The following is a 17544-nucleotide window of genomic DNA, read 5'->3' as shown; positions in this document are numbered from 1 at the left end:
ATCGTGCTCGCCTGAGCCCTCTTTCCGAGGGGCCTCCTGATCACCGGGCCCGTGCGATCCGCACAAAAGTGAGTGTCCGGCACCGCACGCTCGTATACATGGGTGGGACCAGCGAGCGGAGGTGCCGGCTCATGACCGTCGATGACCGGCAGATCCAGGACTCCACCCTTCGGCATCCGGGCAGCACGCCACGGGTGGTGACGCGGCGCGGAGTGGAGATCGGGCTGGGGGCGTTGTGGCTGGTGGACGGGGCGCTGCAGTTCCAGCCGGCCATGTTCACCCGGGGCTTCTTCGTGGATACGCTGGGCATGGCCAACATGGGCCTGCCCGGACCGGTGGCGACGGTGGAGTACGACCTGACGAGCATGCTCGCCGCCCGCCCCGCGCTGTGGAACGCGCTGTTCGCCACGCTCCAGGTCGCGCTCGGCGTGGGCCTGCTGTGGCGGCGCACCGCCCGCCCGGCCCTGGCCCTCTCCGTTCTGTGGGCGCTGGGGGTGTGGACCGTCGGCGAGGGCTTCGGCGGCCTTTTCATGAGCGGCACCGACCTGCTGACCGGCGCTCCGGGCGCTGCCCTGCTCTATGCACTCGTCGCCCTTGCGTTGTGGCCGCGCCCCGACCGCGCCGGGCCGAGCATCGCGGACGGCGGGGTGCCGGGTGGTGCGGTGACCCGCTGGGCGTGGCTGGTCGTATGGGTCGGCACGGCGGCACTGGAGCTGGAGTCCGCCGCCCATGTGCCCGCCGCCCAGCTCGCCAACACCGGCGAGGGCGAGCCGGCCGTGGTCGCCGCCGTCAACCACGCGGCCGGCGGGCTGGTCAGCGGGTGGGCTGCCGCGTTCGTCGTCGTCCTCGGGCTGCTCCAGGTCGCCGTCGGCGTGGGTGTCCTGGCCCCTCGCATGCGACGTCCGGCGCTGGCGGCCGGCATCGGGCTGGCGGTCGCCACCGGCCTCCTGGGCCAGGACCTCGGCGGACTCCTCACCGGCCACGCCACCGACCCAGGTACCGGCCCTCCGCTGGTGCTGTTCGCCCTGACGCTGTGGCCGCGCGCGACCATCCGCACGTCGCGCACGGCGGCTCCCGCGCACACCCCTTCCCGAAGAGACGTCGGGCCGAAGTCCCGCTGAGTTCCCACCCATTACCGTGGCCTGGATCACACGCTGTGAATTGAGTAGGGGCGCCTGTGGAATTCCGTACCCCCACCTGACGAGCGATGCCCGGATGCAAGGATGAGGCGCCATGACAGCAGGGTGGTGTTCTCGCACGGTACGGGCCGCGGTGTTCGCGGCCGTCTGTGTGCTGCTCGCCGCCCTGGGTCACACCCTGATGTCCGGGAGCGACGTGCCCGCCTGGGCGCTGGCCGCCGGAGCGGTGGCGACGGGTGTGGCGGGCTGGTGCCTGGCGGGGCGGGAGCGTGGGCTGCCGTTGATCGTGGCGATCGTGGTCGCTGCCCAGACGGTGCTGCACGAGGCGTTCTCGTTCGCTCAGTCGGCAATTGAGCCAACCGGTTCGTCGGCATCCATGAGCATGAGCGGCATGGGCTCGATGCACATGGACTCCATGGACATGGGTCACGTGGATCACATGGGTCATGCCGCGGCCGGCACTTCGCCGTCGGCTGCCATGCTCGCCGCCCACCTGCTGGCCGCACTGCTGTGCGGCCTGTGGCTGGCGTACGGCGAGAAGGCCGCCTTCCGCATCCTGCGCGCCCTCGCCGGTTGGCTGGCGGCGCCGCTGCGGTTGCTGCTCGCGCTCCCGGCCACCCCGGAGCGCCCGCACCCGCACATCGGACGTCGTCACTCGGACCGGGCGCCGCGTCTCCTCCTGCTCGTCCACGCGATCACGTATCGGGGGCCTCCCGCGGAGACGGCTGTCGTCTGACGACAGCCGGCTTCCCGAGGCTGCCCGTGCGCGCCTCGGGCCACGGCCGAACGGCCGCGCAGGCGCCGTAGCGCCCTTGCGCCGCAGGCCGTCTCCCCACTCACCGGACCGCCCGCGCCCTCGCGCGCCCCGGTCCGGACCACGGATCCCGAGAAGGACACCAGGTGATCACCTCTGCCCTGCCCACCTCGCGCGCCCAAAGCGCGAAAGACGACAGATCAGGAGCCCTCGACGAGTCGATCACGGCCTGGGCGCTCGCCGCCCGGGGCGGCGACGCCCACGCGGTCGACCAGTTCGTGCGCGCCCTGCAGCGGGACGTCCAGCGCTACGTCGCCCATCTCTGCGCCGACCCGCAGGCCGTGGACGATCTCGCGCAGGACACGTTCCTGCGCGCACTCGGCAGCCTGCACCGCTTCGAGGGCCGCTCCTCGGCGCGTGCGTGGCTGCTGTCGATAGCCCGCCGGGCCGTCATCGACAGCTACCGGTACGCCGCCGCCCGCCCGCGCCTGTCCGACGTACCGGACTGGCAGCTGGCCATCGAGCTGTCCCAGCCGTGCGATCTGCCCGGCTTCGACGACGGCATCGCCCTGCTGGACCTCATTGCGGCGCTCCCCGACGAGCGTCGGGAGGCATTCATCCTCACGCAGCTGGTCGGTCTCCCCTACGCGGAGGCCGCCGAGGTCGGCGACTGCCCGATCGGCACGGTCCGCTCCCGCGTGGCCCGCGCCCGGGCGAGTCTGATGGACCTGCTGGAGGAAGCCGCGGAACCCGTCGCGCCGGCGGCCTGAACCGCAGTTGTTGCTGATAACCTGCAACTGCATATGGTTCGCAATTAAGTCGGAGGGCGTCGGAAATGCCGGTGTACACGCTCCCGGAGCTTCCGTACGACTACTCGGCGCTCGCTCCGGTCACCAGCCCCGAGATCATCGAGCTGCACCACGACAGGCACCACGCGGCCTACGTCAAGGGCGCCAACGACTCCCTGGATCCACTGGCAGACCATGACCGGCCCGAAGGACGGCGGGGGCGATCCCCTGGCAGGCGACGGCGTGGGCGAACTCGCGCCGCGATCACCGAGTCCTTCGGCTCCTTCGCCGGCTTCAAGTCCCAGCTCACCAAGGCCGCCGCCACCACGCAGGGCTCCGGCTGGGACGTCCTCGCCCACGAGCACGCCTTCTACCTGCAGTACAAGAACCAGAAGGTCGACTTCATCGACGCCATGTGGGCCGTCGTCAACTGGCAGGACGTGGCCAGGCGTTACGCCGCCGCCAAGGAGCGCGGCGACAGCCTGCTGCCGGCCCCGTGATGCCGTTGCGGCGGCGGTGACACAGATGTCCTGCTCGTGATCGTCTTCTCACCCTCACGCGGCAGGCGGCACAAAGGAAGGCTCCCGCAGGCCCGGTGCCTGCGGGAGCCTTCCCGTTGCCGGGGCTGACTGGGGTGAGGTCAGGCTGTCGTGCGACCGCCTTGTGGCGCCTGGGGTTTCACCGCTCCGTCGGGTTGGCTCCTGCGGCGCTGGGGCAGGCGCGGCGGGGTGAGGAAACCCTCCGCACAGGCGCTGGCGTAGCCGATGCGCGGCAGGTCAGCGGTCTTCTCGAACAGCAGGAAGCGGGGCTCCCAGACCGGCCGGTACTTGGCGTTGGCGCGGTAGAGGGACTCGATCTGCCACCAGCGGGAGAAGAAGGTGAGGATCGAGCGCCACAGCCGCAGCACCGGTCCGGCGCCGAGACGTGCGCCGCGCTCGAAGACGGCGCGGAACATGGCGAAGTTCAGCGACACCCGTCGTACCCCCAACTCCTGGGCGCGCACCAGCAGTTCGACGACCATGAACTCCATCAGGCCGTTCTCGCAGTCCCGGTCGCGGCGCATCAGGTCCAGCGACAGCCCGTGCTCGCCCCAGGGCACGAAGCTCAGCAGCGCCCGCAACTCGCCTTCGGCGTTCAGGCACTCCAGCATCACGCAGGATCCGTCGCCCGCGTCGCCGAGCCGGCCGAGCGCCATGGAGAAGCCGCGTTCGGTCGCGCCGTCGCGCCAGTGGTCGGCGCGTTCGACCAGCGTGGCCATCTCGGTGTCGGGGATGTCGGCGTGCCGGCGGATGCGTACGGTGTAGCCGGCCCGGCGCACCCGGTTGTGCGCCTGACGTACGACCCGCATGGCGCGGCCGTCGAGGGTGAAGTCGGCGAGGTCCACGATGGCCTCGTCGCCGAGTTCGAGGGCGTCCAGGCCGTGCCGTGCGTAGATCGTTCCGGCCTCCTCGCTCGCGCCCATCACGGCGGGTGTCCAGGCGTGGCGGCGGGCCTCGGCGAGCCAGGCGTCGATGGCGCCGGGCCACGCCTCCGGGTCGCCGATCGGATCGCCGGAGGCGAGGCTGACGCCGCCGACCACGCGGTAGGCGACGGCGGCCTTCCCGGTCGGCGACCAGATGACCGCCTTGTCGCGGCGGAGCACGAAGTAACCGAGGGAGTCGCGCTCACCGTGCCGGTCGAGCAGCGCGCGCAGCCGCTCCTCGTCCTCCGCGCCGAGCAGGTCCCGGCCGCGGGGCGAGCGGAAGCAGACGTAGAGGACGAGGCAGAAGCCCGCCGCGACCATGATGTTGACGATGACGTCCACCCAGCGGGGCGCCTGCACGGCATGCACGCGGTCCGCGAGCGGGCCGACGCTGATGCCCCGCAACAGCGTGTAGGCGACCTTGTCGAAGAGGGTGGCGCCGTGCAGTTTGTTGGTCGCGCCGACCAGCAGCGTGCCGATCGCACCGGTGATGAGCATGCCGCCCGCGCCGACGGCGAGCGCCAGCTTCGGGTTCGATCGGTCCCCGACCGCGTTGAACTCCCGGCGCCCGATCAGCAGCGCTGCCACGAACAGGCCGGTGAGCAGGGCCGACGCCCAGTTGAAGACGTGCGCGCGAAACGGGTTCTGGGTGAGCGCGAGGGCGTACAGCGCGAACAGCGGCCCGGCGAGGGCCATGTTGACCATCCAGGCGGCCCGCTTCCCGCGCCGCATCACCATCGAAAGGAAGATCGCGAGCGCGGCCGAGACCAGGCCGGCGGTGGCCAGGTACGGCGTGAAGTACTCGCCCGCGTGGTGCGCGTGGAACCGGTGGGAGCTGTGCGACGCGTAGATCCGGCCGGTGTTGTGCTCGTCGACCTCGCGCCGGAACGGCACGGACACGACCGCCGCGATGTTGAGCAGGGCGATCAGCCGCAGGTACCAGACGGTGAACGCGGCTGCGCGCGCCCGCAGCCGGGAGGGGGCGGTCGCCTGTTCGGGGGCGGTGCGTCGGCGGGGGATCAGGGCCGACTGCTGCTGGGCGGTCATGATTGGAGGTCACCTTGGGGGATGGACGGTGGGAGCGGTGCAGGTGGGGACGGGGCACAGGAAGGACCGTCACGTGCCGGACCTCTTCTACCGCGTGGTGCGAACGAGCGCCAGTCGCAGGCTTAGAGGTGTCCCGGGCGCGAATGGTTCCCCGTACGTGGTGCATCGGGGCGCCACGGGCGGCTGATGGCCGAGGCCCTGCCGGATGATACGTGCAGTCGCCTCGGCGAGATGCCTCACTGGCGTGCAGGGGCGAAGGACCGGGAGCCGGGCTCCACGAGGCCCTGCGCCTTGAGGTGGTCAAGCGCGCTGAACACGGTCTTTCCTGGCTGATCGCCGGTCTCGGCCTGGATCTCGGCCGGGGTGAGCGCCCGGTCCGGGGCTCTTTGGGTGGCAAGGAGCTCGCTCTCCGGTTCGCGTTCGGAGCGCTGCCCCTCGGCATCCCGGCATGGACGGGTGGTCATCGTTGTCCCACCGTATTCTGTCGGTATTTTGTCCATATTTTTTCCGCGCGCTTACCGTTCCGCCGCGCCACTTGCACTGCGGGGCGAGAGAACCCTACATCCTGTAGGGCTGAAAGGGTGAATGAATGACCCGGGCCCTGCGCGCGGGGAACCGGCGGGCACCACGAACGCGCGCCGTGCACAGTGGAGGACGGGAGACACGTCTCGGTCTCGTCGGCGGCGGAAAGGGCGACGGTGATGATGCGGCGGCTCGCTGCGGCGGTGCTGTGCGGCGGGCTGCTGGCCGCCGGGTGTTCGGCGGGGCACGACGACCCCGTACCGGCCCCGCGTTCACTGGTCCCAGGGAGCAGGTCGGCGGCACCGGCCGGGCACGGGGACTGGACGACGTACCACCGCGACGGACTGCGCAGCGGGTACGCCCCTGGCACGCCGGCGCTCGGTACGCTCCGGCCGGCCTGGACGGCGCGGCTCGACGGCGCCGTGTACGGCCAGCCCCTCGTGGTGCGCGGCAAGGTGGTCGCCGCCACCGAGAACGACACCGTCTACGCCCTCGCGCCGGCCACCGGCCGCGTCCTGTGGCACCGCCACCTGGGCACACCGCAACCGCGATCGGGCCTGGGCTGCGGGAACATCGACCCGCTGGGCATCACGGGCACGCCCGTGTACGACGCGTCCACCGGACTGGTCTTCGCGGTCGCCGAGACCACCGGCGGACGCCACCGCCTGGTGGGGCTGGACCTGGCCACGGGCGGTGAGAAGGTGGACCGCGAGGTGGAGCCCCCGGCCGGCGACCGATCGGCCCATCAGCAGCGTGCTGCGCTGGCCCTGCTGGCAGGCCGCGTGTACATCGCGTACGGCGGGCTGTACGGCGACTGCGGGTCCTACCGGGGCTCGGTGGTCTCGGTACCGGTGACCGGCTCGGGTCCCGTCGCCTCGTACACCCTGCCCACCCACCGCATGGGCGGCATCTGGGCGCCGGGCGGACCAGTGGTCGACGGCGGAAGGCTCCTGGTGTCCGTCGGCAACGGCGAGTCCACCGACGGGAGTTACGACGGAACGGACTCCGTCCTGGCGCTCTCCGCCGGTCTGCACCGCACCGACTACTTCGCCCCCTCCGGCTGGAGGCGGGACAACGCGGCCGACGCCGACCTGGGCTCGCTCACCCCGGTGCGGATCGGCCACTTCGTCGTGATGGTCGGCAAGAGCGGCACCGCCTACCTGCTGGCCGCCGGCCACCTCGGCGGCATCGGCGGGCAGCTCGCGCAGACCGACGCCTGCCCGGCGTACGGAGCGGCGGCCTTCACCGGCGGTACCGTCTATGTGCCGTGCTCCGACGGGCTGCTGCGGCTGACGGTCCGGGCCGACGGCACGATGACCACGGGCTGGCGGATGGCGCTGCGGAGAGCGGGCTCGCCCGTGATCGGCGGCGGCGCGGTGTGGGTCACCGACTTCGCGGCAGGCACGCTGTATGCCCTCGACCCGGACACCGGCCGGGTCCGGCAGCACCTGGCGGTGGGCGACCTGCCGAACTTCGCCTCGCCCGTGCTCTCCGGCGACCATGTCTACCTCGGCACCCGGACGGGCGTCAGCGCGCTCTTTGGTGCGTAGACCGCCGGTGGCGTCACGGGCACAGGCCGGGCAGGCGCGGTCCGGGCGGATGCGCCCCTGGTCGGGTGCGGCGGCGGTTCCGACTCCAGCGCCGATAGTTCCAGGGCGGCCGACACCCAGCAGACGGCTCAGGCCGACGGGGCCGGGACCGCGGGCGACACCGGCATGGTCGCCGAGGCTGGGGCGCCACCGCCGAGCCGAAGGTGTGGTCGCAGCGGCCGTCGGCGTCGACGTGCCGGTCGTGGTCGGGGACGCCGACGTGGCCGCGGCGCGCGCCTCGGTCGAGGCGCCGGCTCTCACCTGGGTGGTGGCGGGCGTGCCCGCGGCGGACGCTGCACCCGTTCGTCCTGCCGCCGGGGAACGCTCCCATGACCAGGTGGGCGAGAACGCCTGCGGCGGTCAGTGCCAAGGTGGTGCCAGCGGGAGTCGGCGGCTGTGTACTTGCGCGGCCGCGCGGCCTGCCTCGCTGTCCTCACACGTGTCCGTTCGGAAGATCGAGCCGATGGTGCAGCTCAGTTGCCGCAGGCTGCGAAAGGTTGCCGACGTTCTTCTCGGCCTGTCGCTCGCGGTTGCGGTCTTCCCAGCCGGACGGCGGCTGCGGCAGCGCACGAGAAGTACGCCACCGCGGCCGCTCGCGCGTCCCGGGGATCAGACGGCCGTGAAGGTCCACAGCAGGTTGGTGCTGCTGCCGTACGTCCACTGCTTGGTGACGGAGCCCGAGGCGACGTTGCCGCCGCCGTCGAGGACCAGGCCGGTGGTGCGGTTGGCTATCGAGTAGCTGTTGCCGCCCCGGGGAGTGATCTTCCACTGTTGGTTCGGGCCGCCGTTCCACGGCGCCTGCTGGGCAGCGGAGCCGTCGGCGGTGGCGCCCCAGCCGTCGGCGACCATGCCGTTGGTACGGTTCACCAGCTTGTAGTAGCCGCCGCCCACATCGACCGCCTGCCACTGGAGGTTGGGGCTGCCGTCCCAGGTCCACTGCTTGAGGTTCGATCCGGAGGCGACGTTGCCGCCGCTGTCCAGAGCGAGACCGTCGGTGGCGTTGGTGAGCCGGAAGTACGTCGACGGGTTGAACTGGACCCTCAGCGAGGTGATCTGGTCGTTGTTGCCGGTGGCCCTGAGGTCGGGGTTGTCGGCGGTGAACGTCCAGGCGGTTCCGGTGAAGTTGTCTGCCGAGTAGCCGATCACCTGGTAGCCGGGGGCCGGGCGCAGGGAGGAGATGCTGCGCGCGCCCAATCCCGCCGCGGTCAGGTCGGCCGCGGTGTAGTCGCCGAGTGCGAACGTGGCGGAGTCGCCGGTGTAGTTGACGTCCGCGAAGGCGGCGGCCCCGGCGAGCGGCCTCATGGCCGGGATGGTGCCGGAGAAAGAGAGCTTCAGGACGTAGGCGCCCGCACTGTACGGCGCGGAGGAGGGCAGGGTGACCGTGAGGCCGGAGGAGTTCTGGGTCGGCGTCGGCAGGTCGATGTAGGTGCCGGCGGTGGAGCCGAGGAGCTTCACCGAGGTCAGCGAGGACAGGTTGATCCGGTCCGAGCTGAGCGTCTTGATCGTCAGCGAGCTGCCCGGCCAGCCCAGGACCGTGGCGTAGAGGACGTTGTTGTTCTTGTTGCGGGTGAAGCGGATGTCCTGCGCCGTGCCGGCCGTCGGATTGGTGAAGGCGCCGCCGCCCATCTTCGTCGGGCCCTCGCCGTACACGCTCCAGGCGCGGGTCGAGTAGATCGACTCGCCGAAGCGCTTCAGATGGTCGCCGATGCCGAGCAGGACGTCCTTCTGCGCCTGGGGGATGGTGCCGTCGGCCATCGGCGCGATGTTCAGCAGCATGTTGCCGTTCTTGCTGACCCGGTCGATGAACGAGTGCAGCATCTGCTGGATGCTGTAGTAGCCGATGCCCTGGGTGTAGCACCAGCTGGAGCTTGAGATGCTGTCGTCGGTCAGCCAGTACGGGTTGGTGATGTCGGCGGGGCCGCCGCGCTCGTAGTCAAAGACCTCGCCCTTGCTGTTCAGGCCGTCCTTGTAGGTCGCGACGACCTCACGGCCCCAGCTGTTGGCCTGGTTGTAGTAGTACGACAGGAAGTTCAGGCGCTGGGTCTCGTCGATGGCGTCCAGCTTGAAGTCCTGCCACAGGATGTCGGGCTGGGCGCGGTCGATGACCTCTTTGAGCTTGTCGTACCAGAGCTGGTTCTCCGCGGCCGAACCCAGCTGTCCGTAGAGCTTCTTCAGGCTCGGGTCCGTCTGGGCGGGGGCGTACTCGTAGTAGCCGTTGAAGTTGTACGCGTGGTGCATGGCCACCAGCAGCTTGAGGCCCTTGGCGCGGATGGCCGTGGAGAAGAGCTGCAGCAGGTTCAGACCCGGGCCCTTGTTCACCGAGTTCCACTCGTTGACCTGGCTGTCCCACATCGAGAAGCCGTCATGGTGCTCGGCGACGGGGCCGGCGAACCTGGCACCCGCGTCCACGAACAGCTGCGCCCACTCGTTGGGGTCGAAGTTCCCGCCGGCCGACTTCAGCTTCGGCGCGAACTTCACGAAGTTGCCTGCGACGTCCTGCGCTCCGTTGATGAAGTTGTGGTACGGCCATGCCGAGGGCTGACCGTAGGTCGCGACGTGGTGCTGGTTGGCGTTGCTGCCCGCCTGGTACATGTTGCGCGGGTACCACTCGCTGTCGTACGCGGGGACGCTGAAGACGCCCCAGTGGAAGTAGATCCCGAACTTCGCGTCCTGGAACCACTCCGGGGCCGGCGGGTGCTGGTCGACCGAGTTCCAGTCCGGTGTGTACGTGCTGGGCGCCGCCTGGGCTGTGCCGGCACCGAACACACCCCCGGCGACGGCGGCAGCGGCCACGCAGGTGGCGCCGGCCAGGAAGTGGCGTCTGCTGAGCGAACTTGACATGGAACATCCCTGGTGCAGAAGGGGGCAGGGGAATGTGGAGCGGCGCTTGTTACGCATGAAGGTCGACCATGTCTCCCCGAGATGTCAACGGGTTCGCAGGGATGAAAAGCGTCGTACAGGTAGTGAATATGGTCGAGTTGCGTCAGTTTTGGTGTGACTTGCGACCGATTAAACATGGCATGTCTGGCGTTGTCTCATGACCCATGCGAGCCATCGAGGCTCAGTAATTGATGGGATGGATCTTCCCGTCTTGGGTAGCCGCTTCCCGCCTTCAGGTGTCCTCGGCCTGGCCTTTTGCGAAAGGTTAAACGAGGGGCTGGACAGGGCAGCGAAAGCACGTCTATAAACATCCCATCTCTACCGCGCGGCGATACGCAGGTGTCGTCGAGGCGAAACATCTCCCGCCCAGGGACGAGCGCGAGGAAGCATCGATGAGACTCAGAACCGCCCTCTGTTCAGCCGTCTCCGCCCTGTCCGCACTGGCTCTCCTCAGTGCGTGCAGCAGCGGTTCCACCACCTCGGCGTCGTCGGGCGGCAAGCCGCTGGTCGGCGTCGACTACCCGCGCTCCGACACCGACTTCTGGAACTCGTACATCAAGTACACGCCCCAGTACGCCAAGGAGCTGGGGCTGGACCTGAAGACCACCAACTCGCAGAACGACGTCGCCAAACTCACCTCCAACGCACAGACGTTCATCAGCCAGGGCGTCAAGGGCATCGCGATGGCCCCGCAGGACACCGCTGCCATCGCGCCCACCCTCGCGCAGCTGGAGGCGAAGAAGATCCCCGTCGTCACCGTCGACACCCGCCCCGACACGGGCAAGGTGTTCATGGTGGTGCGAGCGGACAACCGCGCCTACGGCGAGAAGGCCTGCCAGTACCTCGGCACCAAGCTCGGCGGCAAGGGCAAGGTCGTCATGCTCGAGGGCGGCCTGGACTCCATCAACGGCCGTGACCGCACTGAGGCGTTCAACGACTGCATGAAGAAGAACTACCCCGGCATCAAGGTGCTCGGTGAGGCCACCAACTGGGACGGCGCGACCGCCGCGCAGAAGCTCCAGACCGACCTGACCGCCAACCCGGACATCAAGGGTGTCTACATGGAGTCCAGCTTCGCCCTGTCCGGCACGCTCCAGGTGCTCAAGCAGAAGGGCTTGTTGGTGGACCCGAAGGACAAGAAGCACGTCTTCATCGTGTCCAACGACGGCATCCCCGAGGAGCTCAAGTCCATCGCTGAGGGCAAGATCGACGCCACCGTCTCCCAGCCGGCCGATCTCTACGCCAAGTACGCCCTGTACTACCTGAAGGCGGCGATCGACGGGAAGACGTTCAAGCCCGGCAAGACCGACCACGACAGCACCATCATCCAGGTCCGCGAGGGCGTGCTGGAGGACCAGCTCTCCGCCCCGCTCGTCACCGCCGACGGCGCCACCTACGGCGGCGTGCCCAGCGTCAAGAGCGATGACAAGTCGCTGTGGGGCAACAACCTCGGCTGATCCCTCCTCCGGAACACAACGGCCCACGAGAGCAAGGCGGTTGAGATGAGCGACGGGGAGCGAGCAGTCACCCCCGCGCCTGCCCCGGCGGACGACGGGCGGGCCCCCGCAGCCCCGCCCGTCGTCGAGGCGACGGGCATGGTCAAACGATTCGGTCCGACGGTGGCCCTGAACGGCGCCCGGATCACCATCAGGCCCGGCGAGACCCACGCGCTCGTCGGCCGCAACGGAGCCGGCAAATCGACGCTGGTGTCCGTCCTCACCGGCCTTCAGGCCCCCGACGAGGGAACGGTGGCCTTCGGCGGAGAGCCGGCCCCCAAGCTCGGCGACCGCGACGCCTGGCGCCGGCGCGTGGCCTGCGTCTACCAGAAGTCGACGATCATCCCCACGCTGACCGTCGCCGAGAACCTCTTCCTGAACCGGCACGACCGCGGACCGAGCCGTCTCATCAGCTGGCAGGCCACCCGCCGCCGCGCGCAGGAGCTCCTGTCGGCATGGTCGGTGGACGTCGACCCGCAGACCCCGGCCGGGGAACTGAGCGTCGAGCAGCGGCAGTTCGTGGAGATCGCCCGCGCGCTGTCCTTCGGGGCCCGGTTCATCATCCTCGACGAGCCGACCGCCCAGCTCGACGGGGCGGCCATCAACCGGCTCTTCGACCGCATCCGCGACCTGCAGCGCCAGGGCGTCACCTTTCTGTTCATCAGCCACCACCTCCAGGAGGTCTACGAGATCTGCGACATGGTGACCGTGTTCCGCGACGCCCGGCACATCGTCACCGCCCCGGTCGCGGAGCTTCCCCGCGCCGACCTCGTCGCTGCCATGACCGGCGAGGCAGCGGTCGGCCGGCGCGAGGAACGGGCCGCTGCCCTCGACCCCGGCGCCACCGCCGCACTGAACATCCGCGCGCTGCAGGGGGACGGGTACGACGACGTCAGCTTCCAGATCGGGGCCGGCGAGATCGTCGGCCTCGCGGGGGCCGCCGGCAGCGGTCGCACCGAAGTCGCCGAAACGGTCGTAGGGCTGCGGGCGGCAGCGGCGGGGGAGGTGGAGATCGCCGGGAGGCGGCCCCGGCCGGGCAGCGTGCCCGCCGCGCTCGCCGCAGGCGCCGGGTTCGTCCCGCAGGACCGGCACCACCAGGGCTTCGTTCCCGACATGTCGATCGCCGACAACGCCACGCTGTCCGTGCCGAAGCGGCTCGGTCCGAACGGCTTCCTCAGCCGCACCCGCCGGGACCGGCTCGCCGAGGGCATGATCGAGAACCTGGCGATCAAGACCCCCGGCCCTGACCTGCCCGTCTCCGCGCTGTCCGGAGGCAACCAGCAGAAGGTCGTCATGGCCCGCGCCCTGGCCGACGACCCCAGGCTGCTGGTCCTGATCAACCCGACCGCGGGCGTGGACGTGCGCTCCAAGGAGTTCCTCCTCGGCAAGGTCGAGGAGACCGCCGAGTCCGGCACCGGAGTGCTCATCGCCTCCGACGAACTCGACGACCTGCGCATGTGCGACCGGATCCTGGTGATGTTCCAGGGCCGAGTGACGACCGAGATACCCCGCGGCTGGCACGACCACGACCTCGTGGCCGCGATGGAAGGAGTGGACCTCGATGCCTGAAACCGTCCTCGCGGACGCCGCCGCCAAGGCCGTGGAAGACAAGCCCAAGCGCACCGCGCTGCTCGGCGGGCGGATCCCGCTGGCCCGGCTGCGCGACCTGGCGCTCGTCCCCGCGATCGTGGTCATCGCGATCGTCGGCCAGATCGTCAACCCGGTCTTCCTGCAGGCCGACAACCTCATCAACGTCCTGCAGACCATGTCCGAGATGGCGCTGCTGGTCCTCGCCCAGGCGATGATCCTGATCGTCAAGAAGATGGACCTGTCGCTTGAGTCCACCATGGGTCTTGCGCCCGGTGTCGCTGCCTGGCTGGTCGTCCCGGCCGGCGCCGGACACGGCCTGGGCCTGCTGCCCGGCGCCTGGTCGATCCCCCTCACCCTCGCGGTGGGCGCGCTCGTCGGCGTGATCAACTCGCTGCTGATCATCCGCTTCGGCCTCAACGGCTTCATCGTCACGCTCGGCATGCTGATCGTCCTGCGCGGCATCCTCACGGGTATCTCCGGCGGCCAGACGTTCTTCCAGCTGCCGCCCTCCATGCTCTACATCGGCACCGCCGAATGGTTCGGGATGCCCGCCTCGATCTGGATCTGCCTGGCCCTGTTCGCCGTCGCGATCGTGGTGCTCGGCTGGACGAGCTTCGGCCGTTCCCTGTACGCGATCGGCGGCAACGTCGACGCCGCGAAGGCCGCCGGCATCCGCACCGACCGGGTGCTGTGGATCGTCATCGTCACCGGCAGCCTGCTCGCCGCCCTCGCCGGGCTGATGCTCTCCGGACGCCTGGCCTCGGTCGCCTCCGCGCAGGGCAACGGATACATCTTCACCGTCTTCGCCGCCGCAGTCATCGGCGGGATCAGCCTCAACGGCGGCAAAGGCACCATGTTCGGCGCGTTCTGCGGCATCCTGCTGCTCTTCATGATCCAGAACGTGCTCACGCTGGCCGGTGTCCCCGCCCAGTGGATCGGCGCCCTCAACGGCCTGATCATCCTGGTCGCCCTCGCCATCTCCCGCATCACGGGCGGCAAGGTCCAGGAGTGACCCGGGCGGCCATGCCCGGCCGCCGGCACCCTCCGCCGCACCGCCATCTCGTCGCACGGGGCCGTATCGCCCCTGCCCTCACAGGAGTTGCCGCCATGTCATCCGCCCCGTCCGCTTCACCGGCCTCTGCCCGCATCACCGCCCTGGACGTACTGGACGTGCGTTTCCCGACGTCCGAGCACCTGGACGGGTCGGACGCGATGAACCCCGAACCCGACTACTCCGCCGCCTACGTGGTCCTGCGCACCGACGCCTCCGACGGACTGGAGGGCCACGCCCTGGCCTTCACCACGGGCCGCGGCAACGACGTTCAGGCCGCCGCCATCGCGGCCCTCGCCCCCCATGTGGTCGGCCTCTCGGTCGATGAAGTCTGCGCCGACCTCGGCGTCTTCTCCCGCTCCCTCGTCCACGACCCGCAACTGCGCTGGCTCGGGCCGGAGAAGGGCGCCATCCACATGGCCACCGGCGCGGTCGTCAACGCCGCCTGGGACCTGGCCGCCAAGCGGGCCGGCAAGCCCGTCTGGCGCTTCCTCGGCGAAATGACGCCGGAGGAACTGGTCGCGCAAGTCGACTTCCGCTGGCTCTCCGACGCGCTCACCCCCGAGGAGGCCCTGGAGATCCTGCGCCGCGCCGAGCCCGGCCGCGCACAGCGCATCGGCCACCTGCTCGACCGGGGCTACCCCGCCTACACCACGACCCCCGGCTGGCTCGGCTACTCCGACGAGAAGCTGGCCCGCCTGGCCCGCGAGGCCGTCGCCGACGGCTTCACCCAGATCAAGCTGAAGGTCGGCGCGGACCGTGAAGACGACATACGGCGCATGCGCGTCGCCCGCGAGACCGTCGGCCCGGACATCCGCATCGCCGTCGACGCCAACCAGAGATGGGACGTCCAGCCCGCCATCGACTGGATGCGGGACCTGGCCCCCTACGACCCGTACTGGATCGAGGAACCCACCTCCCCCGACGACATCCTCGGCCACGCGGCCGTCCGCAAGGCCGTCAGCCCCATCAAGGTCGCCACCGGCGAACACATCGCCAACCGGGTCGTCTTCAAACAGCTCCTCCAGGCCGGCGCGGTCGACATCGTCCAGATCGACTCCGCCCGGGTCGGCGGCATCAACGAGAACATCGCCATCCTGCTGCTCGCCGCCAAGTTCGGCGTGCCGGTCTGCCCGCACGCCGGCGGCGTCGGCCTGTGCGAGATGGTGCAGCACCTGTCGATGTTCGACTACATCGCCGTCGCCGGCACCACCGAGGACCGGGTCATCGAGTACGTCGACCACCTGCACGAACACTTCGTCGACCCGGTCCGCATCGCCGAGGGCCACTACCTCGCCCCGGCACTCCCCGGGTTGAGCGCGCAGATGCACCCGGCGTCCCTCAAGGAGTACGCCTACCCCGACGGCCCCGTCTGGTCCGCCCGTGTCTGACCGCCTCGGACTCGTGGATTCCCACCATCATGTGTGGAATCTCGACCACCGTCCCCAGCCCTGGCTGGATGAGCCGGGCCACGAGCCGATCCGCCGCAACCACGGCCCGGACGACCTGCGCGCAGTCGCGACCCGGCCACTGGCCGGGCGGCGGCTGACCAGCACGGTCGTCGTGCAGTGCGTGACCTCCACACCCGAGACACGCGAGCTCCTGGCCCTGGCCGAGAAGGACCCGCTGATCGGTGCGGTGGTCGGCTGGGCGGATCTCACCTCGGCCGGGACCGGGGACGTACTCGACGAACTGCGGTCCGGGACCGGCGGCCGGTACCTGCGGGCCGTACGGCACCTGGTCCAGGGCGAGTCGGACCCGGAGTGGCTGCAACAGCCGTCCGTGGAGCGGGGGTTGCGTGCGGTGGCCGAGCGCGGGCTCGCCTACGACGTCCTCATCCGCAGCCACCAGTTCCCGCAGGCGATACGGCTGGCCGAACGCTTCCCGGAGCTGCCACTGGTGCTGGACCACGCGGGCAAGCCGCCCGTCCGGAACGGCGAACTGGATGACTGGGAAAGGCAGTTGAAGCGCCTCGCCGGGCATCCCCAGGTGCACTGCAAGGTGTCCGGCCTGATCACGGAGGCCGACCACGGGAAATGGACGGTCGCCGACCTCCGCCCGGTGTGGGACGCCCTGCTGACCGCCTTCGGCCCGGACCGGCTGATGTTCGGCTCGGACTGGCCCGTGTGCGTCCTCGCCGGCGGCTGGAACCGCTGGGCGGCCGCCGTCGAGGAGCTCCTGGACGGCTGCTCCGCCGACGAGACCGAGGCGGTTCTCGCCGGCGCCGCGACCGACTTCTACCACCTCAAGGAGGGGACGCCGTGCTCCTGACCGAACTCCTGCACCCCGGCATCCTCGCAGCGCTGGCCGGTGCCGGACACGGCGCCCGGGTGCTGCTCGCCGACGGCCACTATCCCGCCAGCACGGCCGTCGGCGAGCGCGCGCGGACCGTGCACCTCAACCTGGCACCGGGCCTGCTGGACGTCACCAGCGTCCTGGACGTCCTGCTGAGCTCGATCCCCGTCGAGGCGGCCCACGTGATGGTGCCGCCCGAGGGCCAACCGGAGCCGCCCGCCATCGCCGAATACCGCTCCCGACTCCCCGTCGCCGTCGAGACGCTCGGCCGCTTCGAGTTCTACGACGCCGCCCGCTCGCCCGACCTGGCCCTGGCCGTCGTCACCGCCGACACCCGCACCTACGCCAACCTGCTGCTGACCATCGGCGTCCGCGCTGAAGGGACCCTGACCACACGATGACACTCGCCGCCCGCTACCTGTCCGCCCGCACCCTGGACACCGCCCCCGCGCTCAGCGCGCCGCCGGGAGCCGGTGAGGTGGAGCTGGCCCCCGCGTATGTCGGTATCTGCGGTACCGACCTGCACATCTTCCACGGCGACATGGATGCCCGGGTGGCCGCGCCCGCCGTCCTGGGGCATGAGATGTCCGGCCGTGTCGTCCGGGTCGGCCCGGGCGTGGAGGGCTGGCAGCCGGGCGACGCGGTGACGGTGATGCCGCTGCGCTGGGACGGCTCGTGCCCGGCCTGCCGCAAAGGTCATCAGCACATCTGCCAGCACCTGGACTTCATCGGTATCGACTCGCCGGGCGCGATGCAGCAGCGCTGGACCGTGCCCGCCTCGACGCTGGTACGGCTGCCCGGCTCCGTTCCCCTGGACCGGGCCGCGCTGGTCGAGCCCACGGCGGTCGCGGTGCACGACGTGGGGCGGGCCGGGGTGCGCGACGGCGAGCGGGTCGTCGTGGTCGGCGGCGGTCCGGTCGGTGTCCTGATC

The 17544-nt window shown here is 70.4% G+C and carries 15 protein-coding genes; 12 read left to right on the top strand and 3 right to left on the bottom strand.

Annotated features, from left to right (window positions below; genetic code table 11):
- The first annotated feature begins 131 nt into the window (after nt 1-131).
- From LJ657_RS45900 to LJ657_RS45885, 4 genes are all read left to right on the top strand, one after another.
- A complete protein-coding gene (locus LJ657_RS45900) occupies nt 132-1121 on the top strand; it encodes a hypothetical protein (protein WP_232655676.1) in 990 nt (329 codons plus the stop codon).
- A 112-nt stretch (nt 1122-1233) separates the two neighbouring features.
- Nucleotides 1234-1875 carry a hypothetical protein gene (locus LJ657_RS45895; RefSeq protein ID WP_232655675.1) on the top strand — a complete coding sequence of 214 codons (642 nt, stop codon included), beginning with the start codon at nt 1234-1236 and terminating at the stop codon, nt 1873-1875.
- A gap of 164 nt (nt 1876-2039) precedes the next feature.
- The gene (locus tag LJ657_RS45890) at nt 2040-2663 is read left to right on the top strand and encodes a sigma-70 family RNA polymerase sigma factor (RefSeq protein ID WP_232655674.1); all 624 of its coding nucleotides are present in this window, start codon (nt 2040-2042) and stop codon (nt 2661-2663) included.
- 65 nt (nt 2664-2728) lie between these two features.
- Entirely contained in the window at nt 2729-3181 is a 453-nt protein-coding gene (locus LJ657_RS45885; RefSeq protein WP_269787697.1) for a superoxide dismutase, read from the top strand.
- Between the two features lie 140 nt (nt 3182-3321).
- Here the strand turns inward: LJ657_RS45885 and LJ657_RS45880 are convergent, their stop codons facing one another.
- A complete protein-coding gene (locus LJ657_RS45880) occupies nt 3322-5190 on the bottom strand; it encodes a phosphatidylglycerol lysyltransferase domain-containing protein (RefSeq protein WP_232655673.1) in 1869 nt (622 codons plus the stop codon).
- A 236-nt stretch (nt 5191-5426) separates the two neighbouring features.
- Nucleotides 5427-5654: a hypothetical protein gene (locus LJ657_RS45875; protein ID WP_232655672.1), complete on the bottom strand. Its 228-nt coding sequence runs from the start codon at nt 5652-5654 to the stop codon at nt 5427-5429.
- Nucleotides 5655-5894: 240 nt separating this feature from the next.
- Here LJ657_RS45875 and LJ657_RS45870 point away from each other — a divergent pair, with 240 nt between their 5' ends.
- On the top strand, nt 5895-7262 hold the full coding sequence (locus tag LJ657_RS45870) for an outer membrane protein assembly factor BamB family protein (protein ID WP_232655671.1): 1368 nt from the start codon (nt 5895-5897) through the stop codon (nt 7260-7262).
- Nucleotides 7263-7910: 648 nt separating this feature from the next.
- Here LJ657_RS45870 and LJ657_RS45865 read toward each other — a convergent pair.
- Entirely contained in the window at nt 7911-10142 is a 2232-nt protein-coding gene (locus LJ657_RS45865) for an alpha-L-fucosidase (RefSeq protein ID WP_232655670.1), read from the bottom strand.
- 431 nt (nt 10143-10573) lie between these two features.
- Between LJ657_RS45865 and LJ657_RS45860 the strand changes: the two genes are divergently transcribed.
- The 7 genes from LJ657_RS45860 to LJ657_RS45830 all read left to right on the top strand — a co-directional run.
- Nucleotides 10574-11638, top strand: a complete 1065-nt coding sequence (locus LJ657_RS45860; protein WP_232655669.1) for a sugar ABC transporter substrate-binding protein — start codon at nt 10574-10576, stop codon at nt 11636-11638.
- 45 nt (nt 11639-11683) lie between these two features.
- Nucleotides 11684-13246, top strand: a complete 1563-nt coding sequence (locus LJ657_RS45855) for a sugar ABC transporter ATP-binding protein (RefSeq protein WP_232655668.1) — start codon at nt 11684-11686, stop codon at nt 13244-13246.
- Nucleotides 13239-14279 (top strand): ABC transporter permease, encoded by a 1041-nt coding sequence (locus LJ657_RS45850; protein ID WP_232655667.1) that lies wholly within the window; start codon nt 13239-13241, stop codon nt 14277-14279. The genes LJ657_RS45855 and LJ657_RS45850 overlap by 8 nt, the downstream gene beginning before the upstream one ends.
- 95 nt (nt 14280-14374) lie before the next feature.
- Entirely contained in the window at nt 14375-15709 is a 1335-nt protein-coding gene (locus tag LJ657_RS45845) for an L-fuconate dehydratase (RefSeq protein WP_232655666.1), read from the top strand.
- Nucleotides 15702-16589 carry an amidohydrolase family protein gene (locus LJ657_RS45840; protein WP_232655665.1) on the top strand — a complete coding sequence of 296 codons (888 nt, stop codon included), beginning with the start codon at nt 15702-15704 and terminating at the stop codon, nt 16587-16589. Before LJ657_RS45845 ends, LJ657_RS45840 begins: the two co-directional genes overlap by 8 nt.
- Nucleotides 16580-17014: an RbsD/FucU domain-containing protein gene (locus LJ657_RS45835; RefSeq protein WP_232655664.1), complete on the top strand. Its 435-nt coding sequence runs from the start codon at nt 16580-16582 to the stop codon at nt 17012-17014. Before LJ657_RS45840 ends, LJ657_RS45835 begins: the two co-directional genes overlap by 10 nt.
- The coding region (locus LJ657_RS45830) for a zinc-dependent alcohol dehydrogenase (RefSeq protein ID WP_232655663.1) at nt 17011-17544 on the top strand (534 nt) is incomplete at its 3' end. The genes LJ657_RS45835 and LJ657_RS45830, both read left to right, overlap by 4 nt.

Origin of the sequence: Streptomyces guryensis (assembly GCF_021261325.1) — a bacterium.
GTDB classification, from domain to species: Bacteria; Actinomycetota; Actinomycetes; order Streptomycetales; family Streptomycetaceae; genus Streptomyces; species Streptomyces guryensis.
The sequence above is the reverse complement of the archived record's forward strand: the minus strand, read 5'-3'. Positions and strand labels throughout refer to the sequence as shown.

Bases quoted from the DNA above. Each gene is read 5' to 3' on its own strand.
- LJ657_RS45870 (WP_232655671.1), top strand. From the start codon at position 5,895: ATGCGGCGGCTCGCTGCGGCGGTGCTGTGCGGCGGGCTGCTGGCCGCC.
- LJ657_RS45855 (WP_232655668.1), top strand. From the start codon at position 11,684: ATGAGCGACGGGGAGCGAGCAGTCACCCCCGCGCCTGCCCCGGCGGAC.
- LJ657_RS45880 (WP_232655673.1), bottom strand. From the start codon at position 5,190: ATGACCGCCCAGCAGCAGTCGGCCCTGATCCCCCGCCGACGCACCGCC.
- LJ657_RS45875 (WP_232655672.1), bottom strand. From the start codon at position 5,654: ATGACCACCCGTCCATGCCGGGATGCCGAGGGGCAGCGCTCCGAACGC.
- LJ657_RS45900 (WP_232655676.1), top strand. From the start codon at position 132: ATGACCGTCGATGACCGGCAGATCCAGGACTCCACCCTTCGGCATCCG.
- LJ657_RS45860 (WP_232655669.1), top strand. From the start codon at position 10,574: ATGAGACTCAGAACCGCCCTCTGTTCAGCCGTCTCCGCCCTGTCCGCA.
- LJ657_RS45895 (WP_232655675.1), top strand. From the start codon at position 1,234: ATGACAGCAGGGTGGTGTTCTCGCACGGTACGGGCCGCGGTGTTCGCG.
- LJ657_RS45850 (WP_232655667.1), top strand. From the start codon at position 13,239: ATGCCTGAAACCGTCCTCGCGGACGCCGCCGCCAAGGCCGTGGAAGAC.
- LJ657_RS45845 (WP_232655666.1), top strand. From the start codon at position 14,375: ATGTCATCCGCCCCGTCCGCTTCACCGGCCTCTGCCCGCATCACCGCC.
- LJ657_RS45885 (WP_269787697.1), top strand. From the start codon at position 2,729: ATGCCGGTGTACACGCTCCCGGAGCTTCCGTACGACTACTCGGCGCTC.
- LJ657_RS45865 (WP_232655670.1), bottom strand. From the start codon at position 10,142: ATGTCAAGTTCGCTCAGCAGACGCCACTTCCTGGCCGGCGCCACCTGC.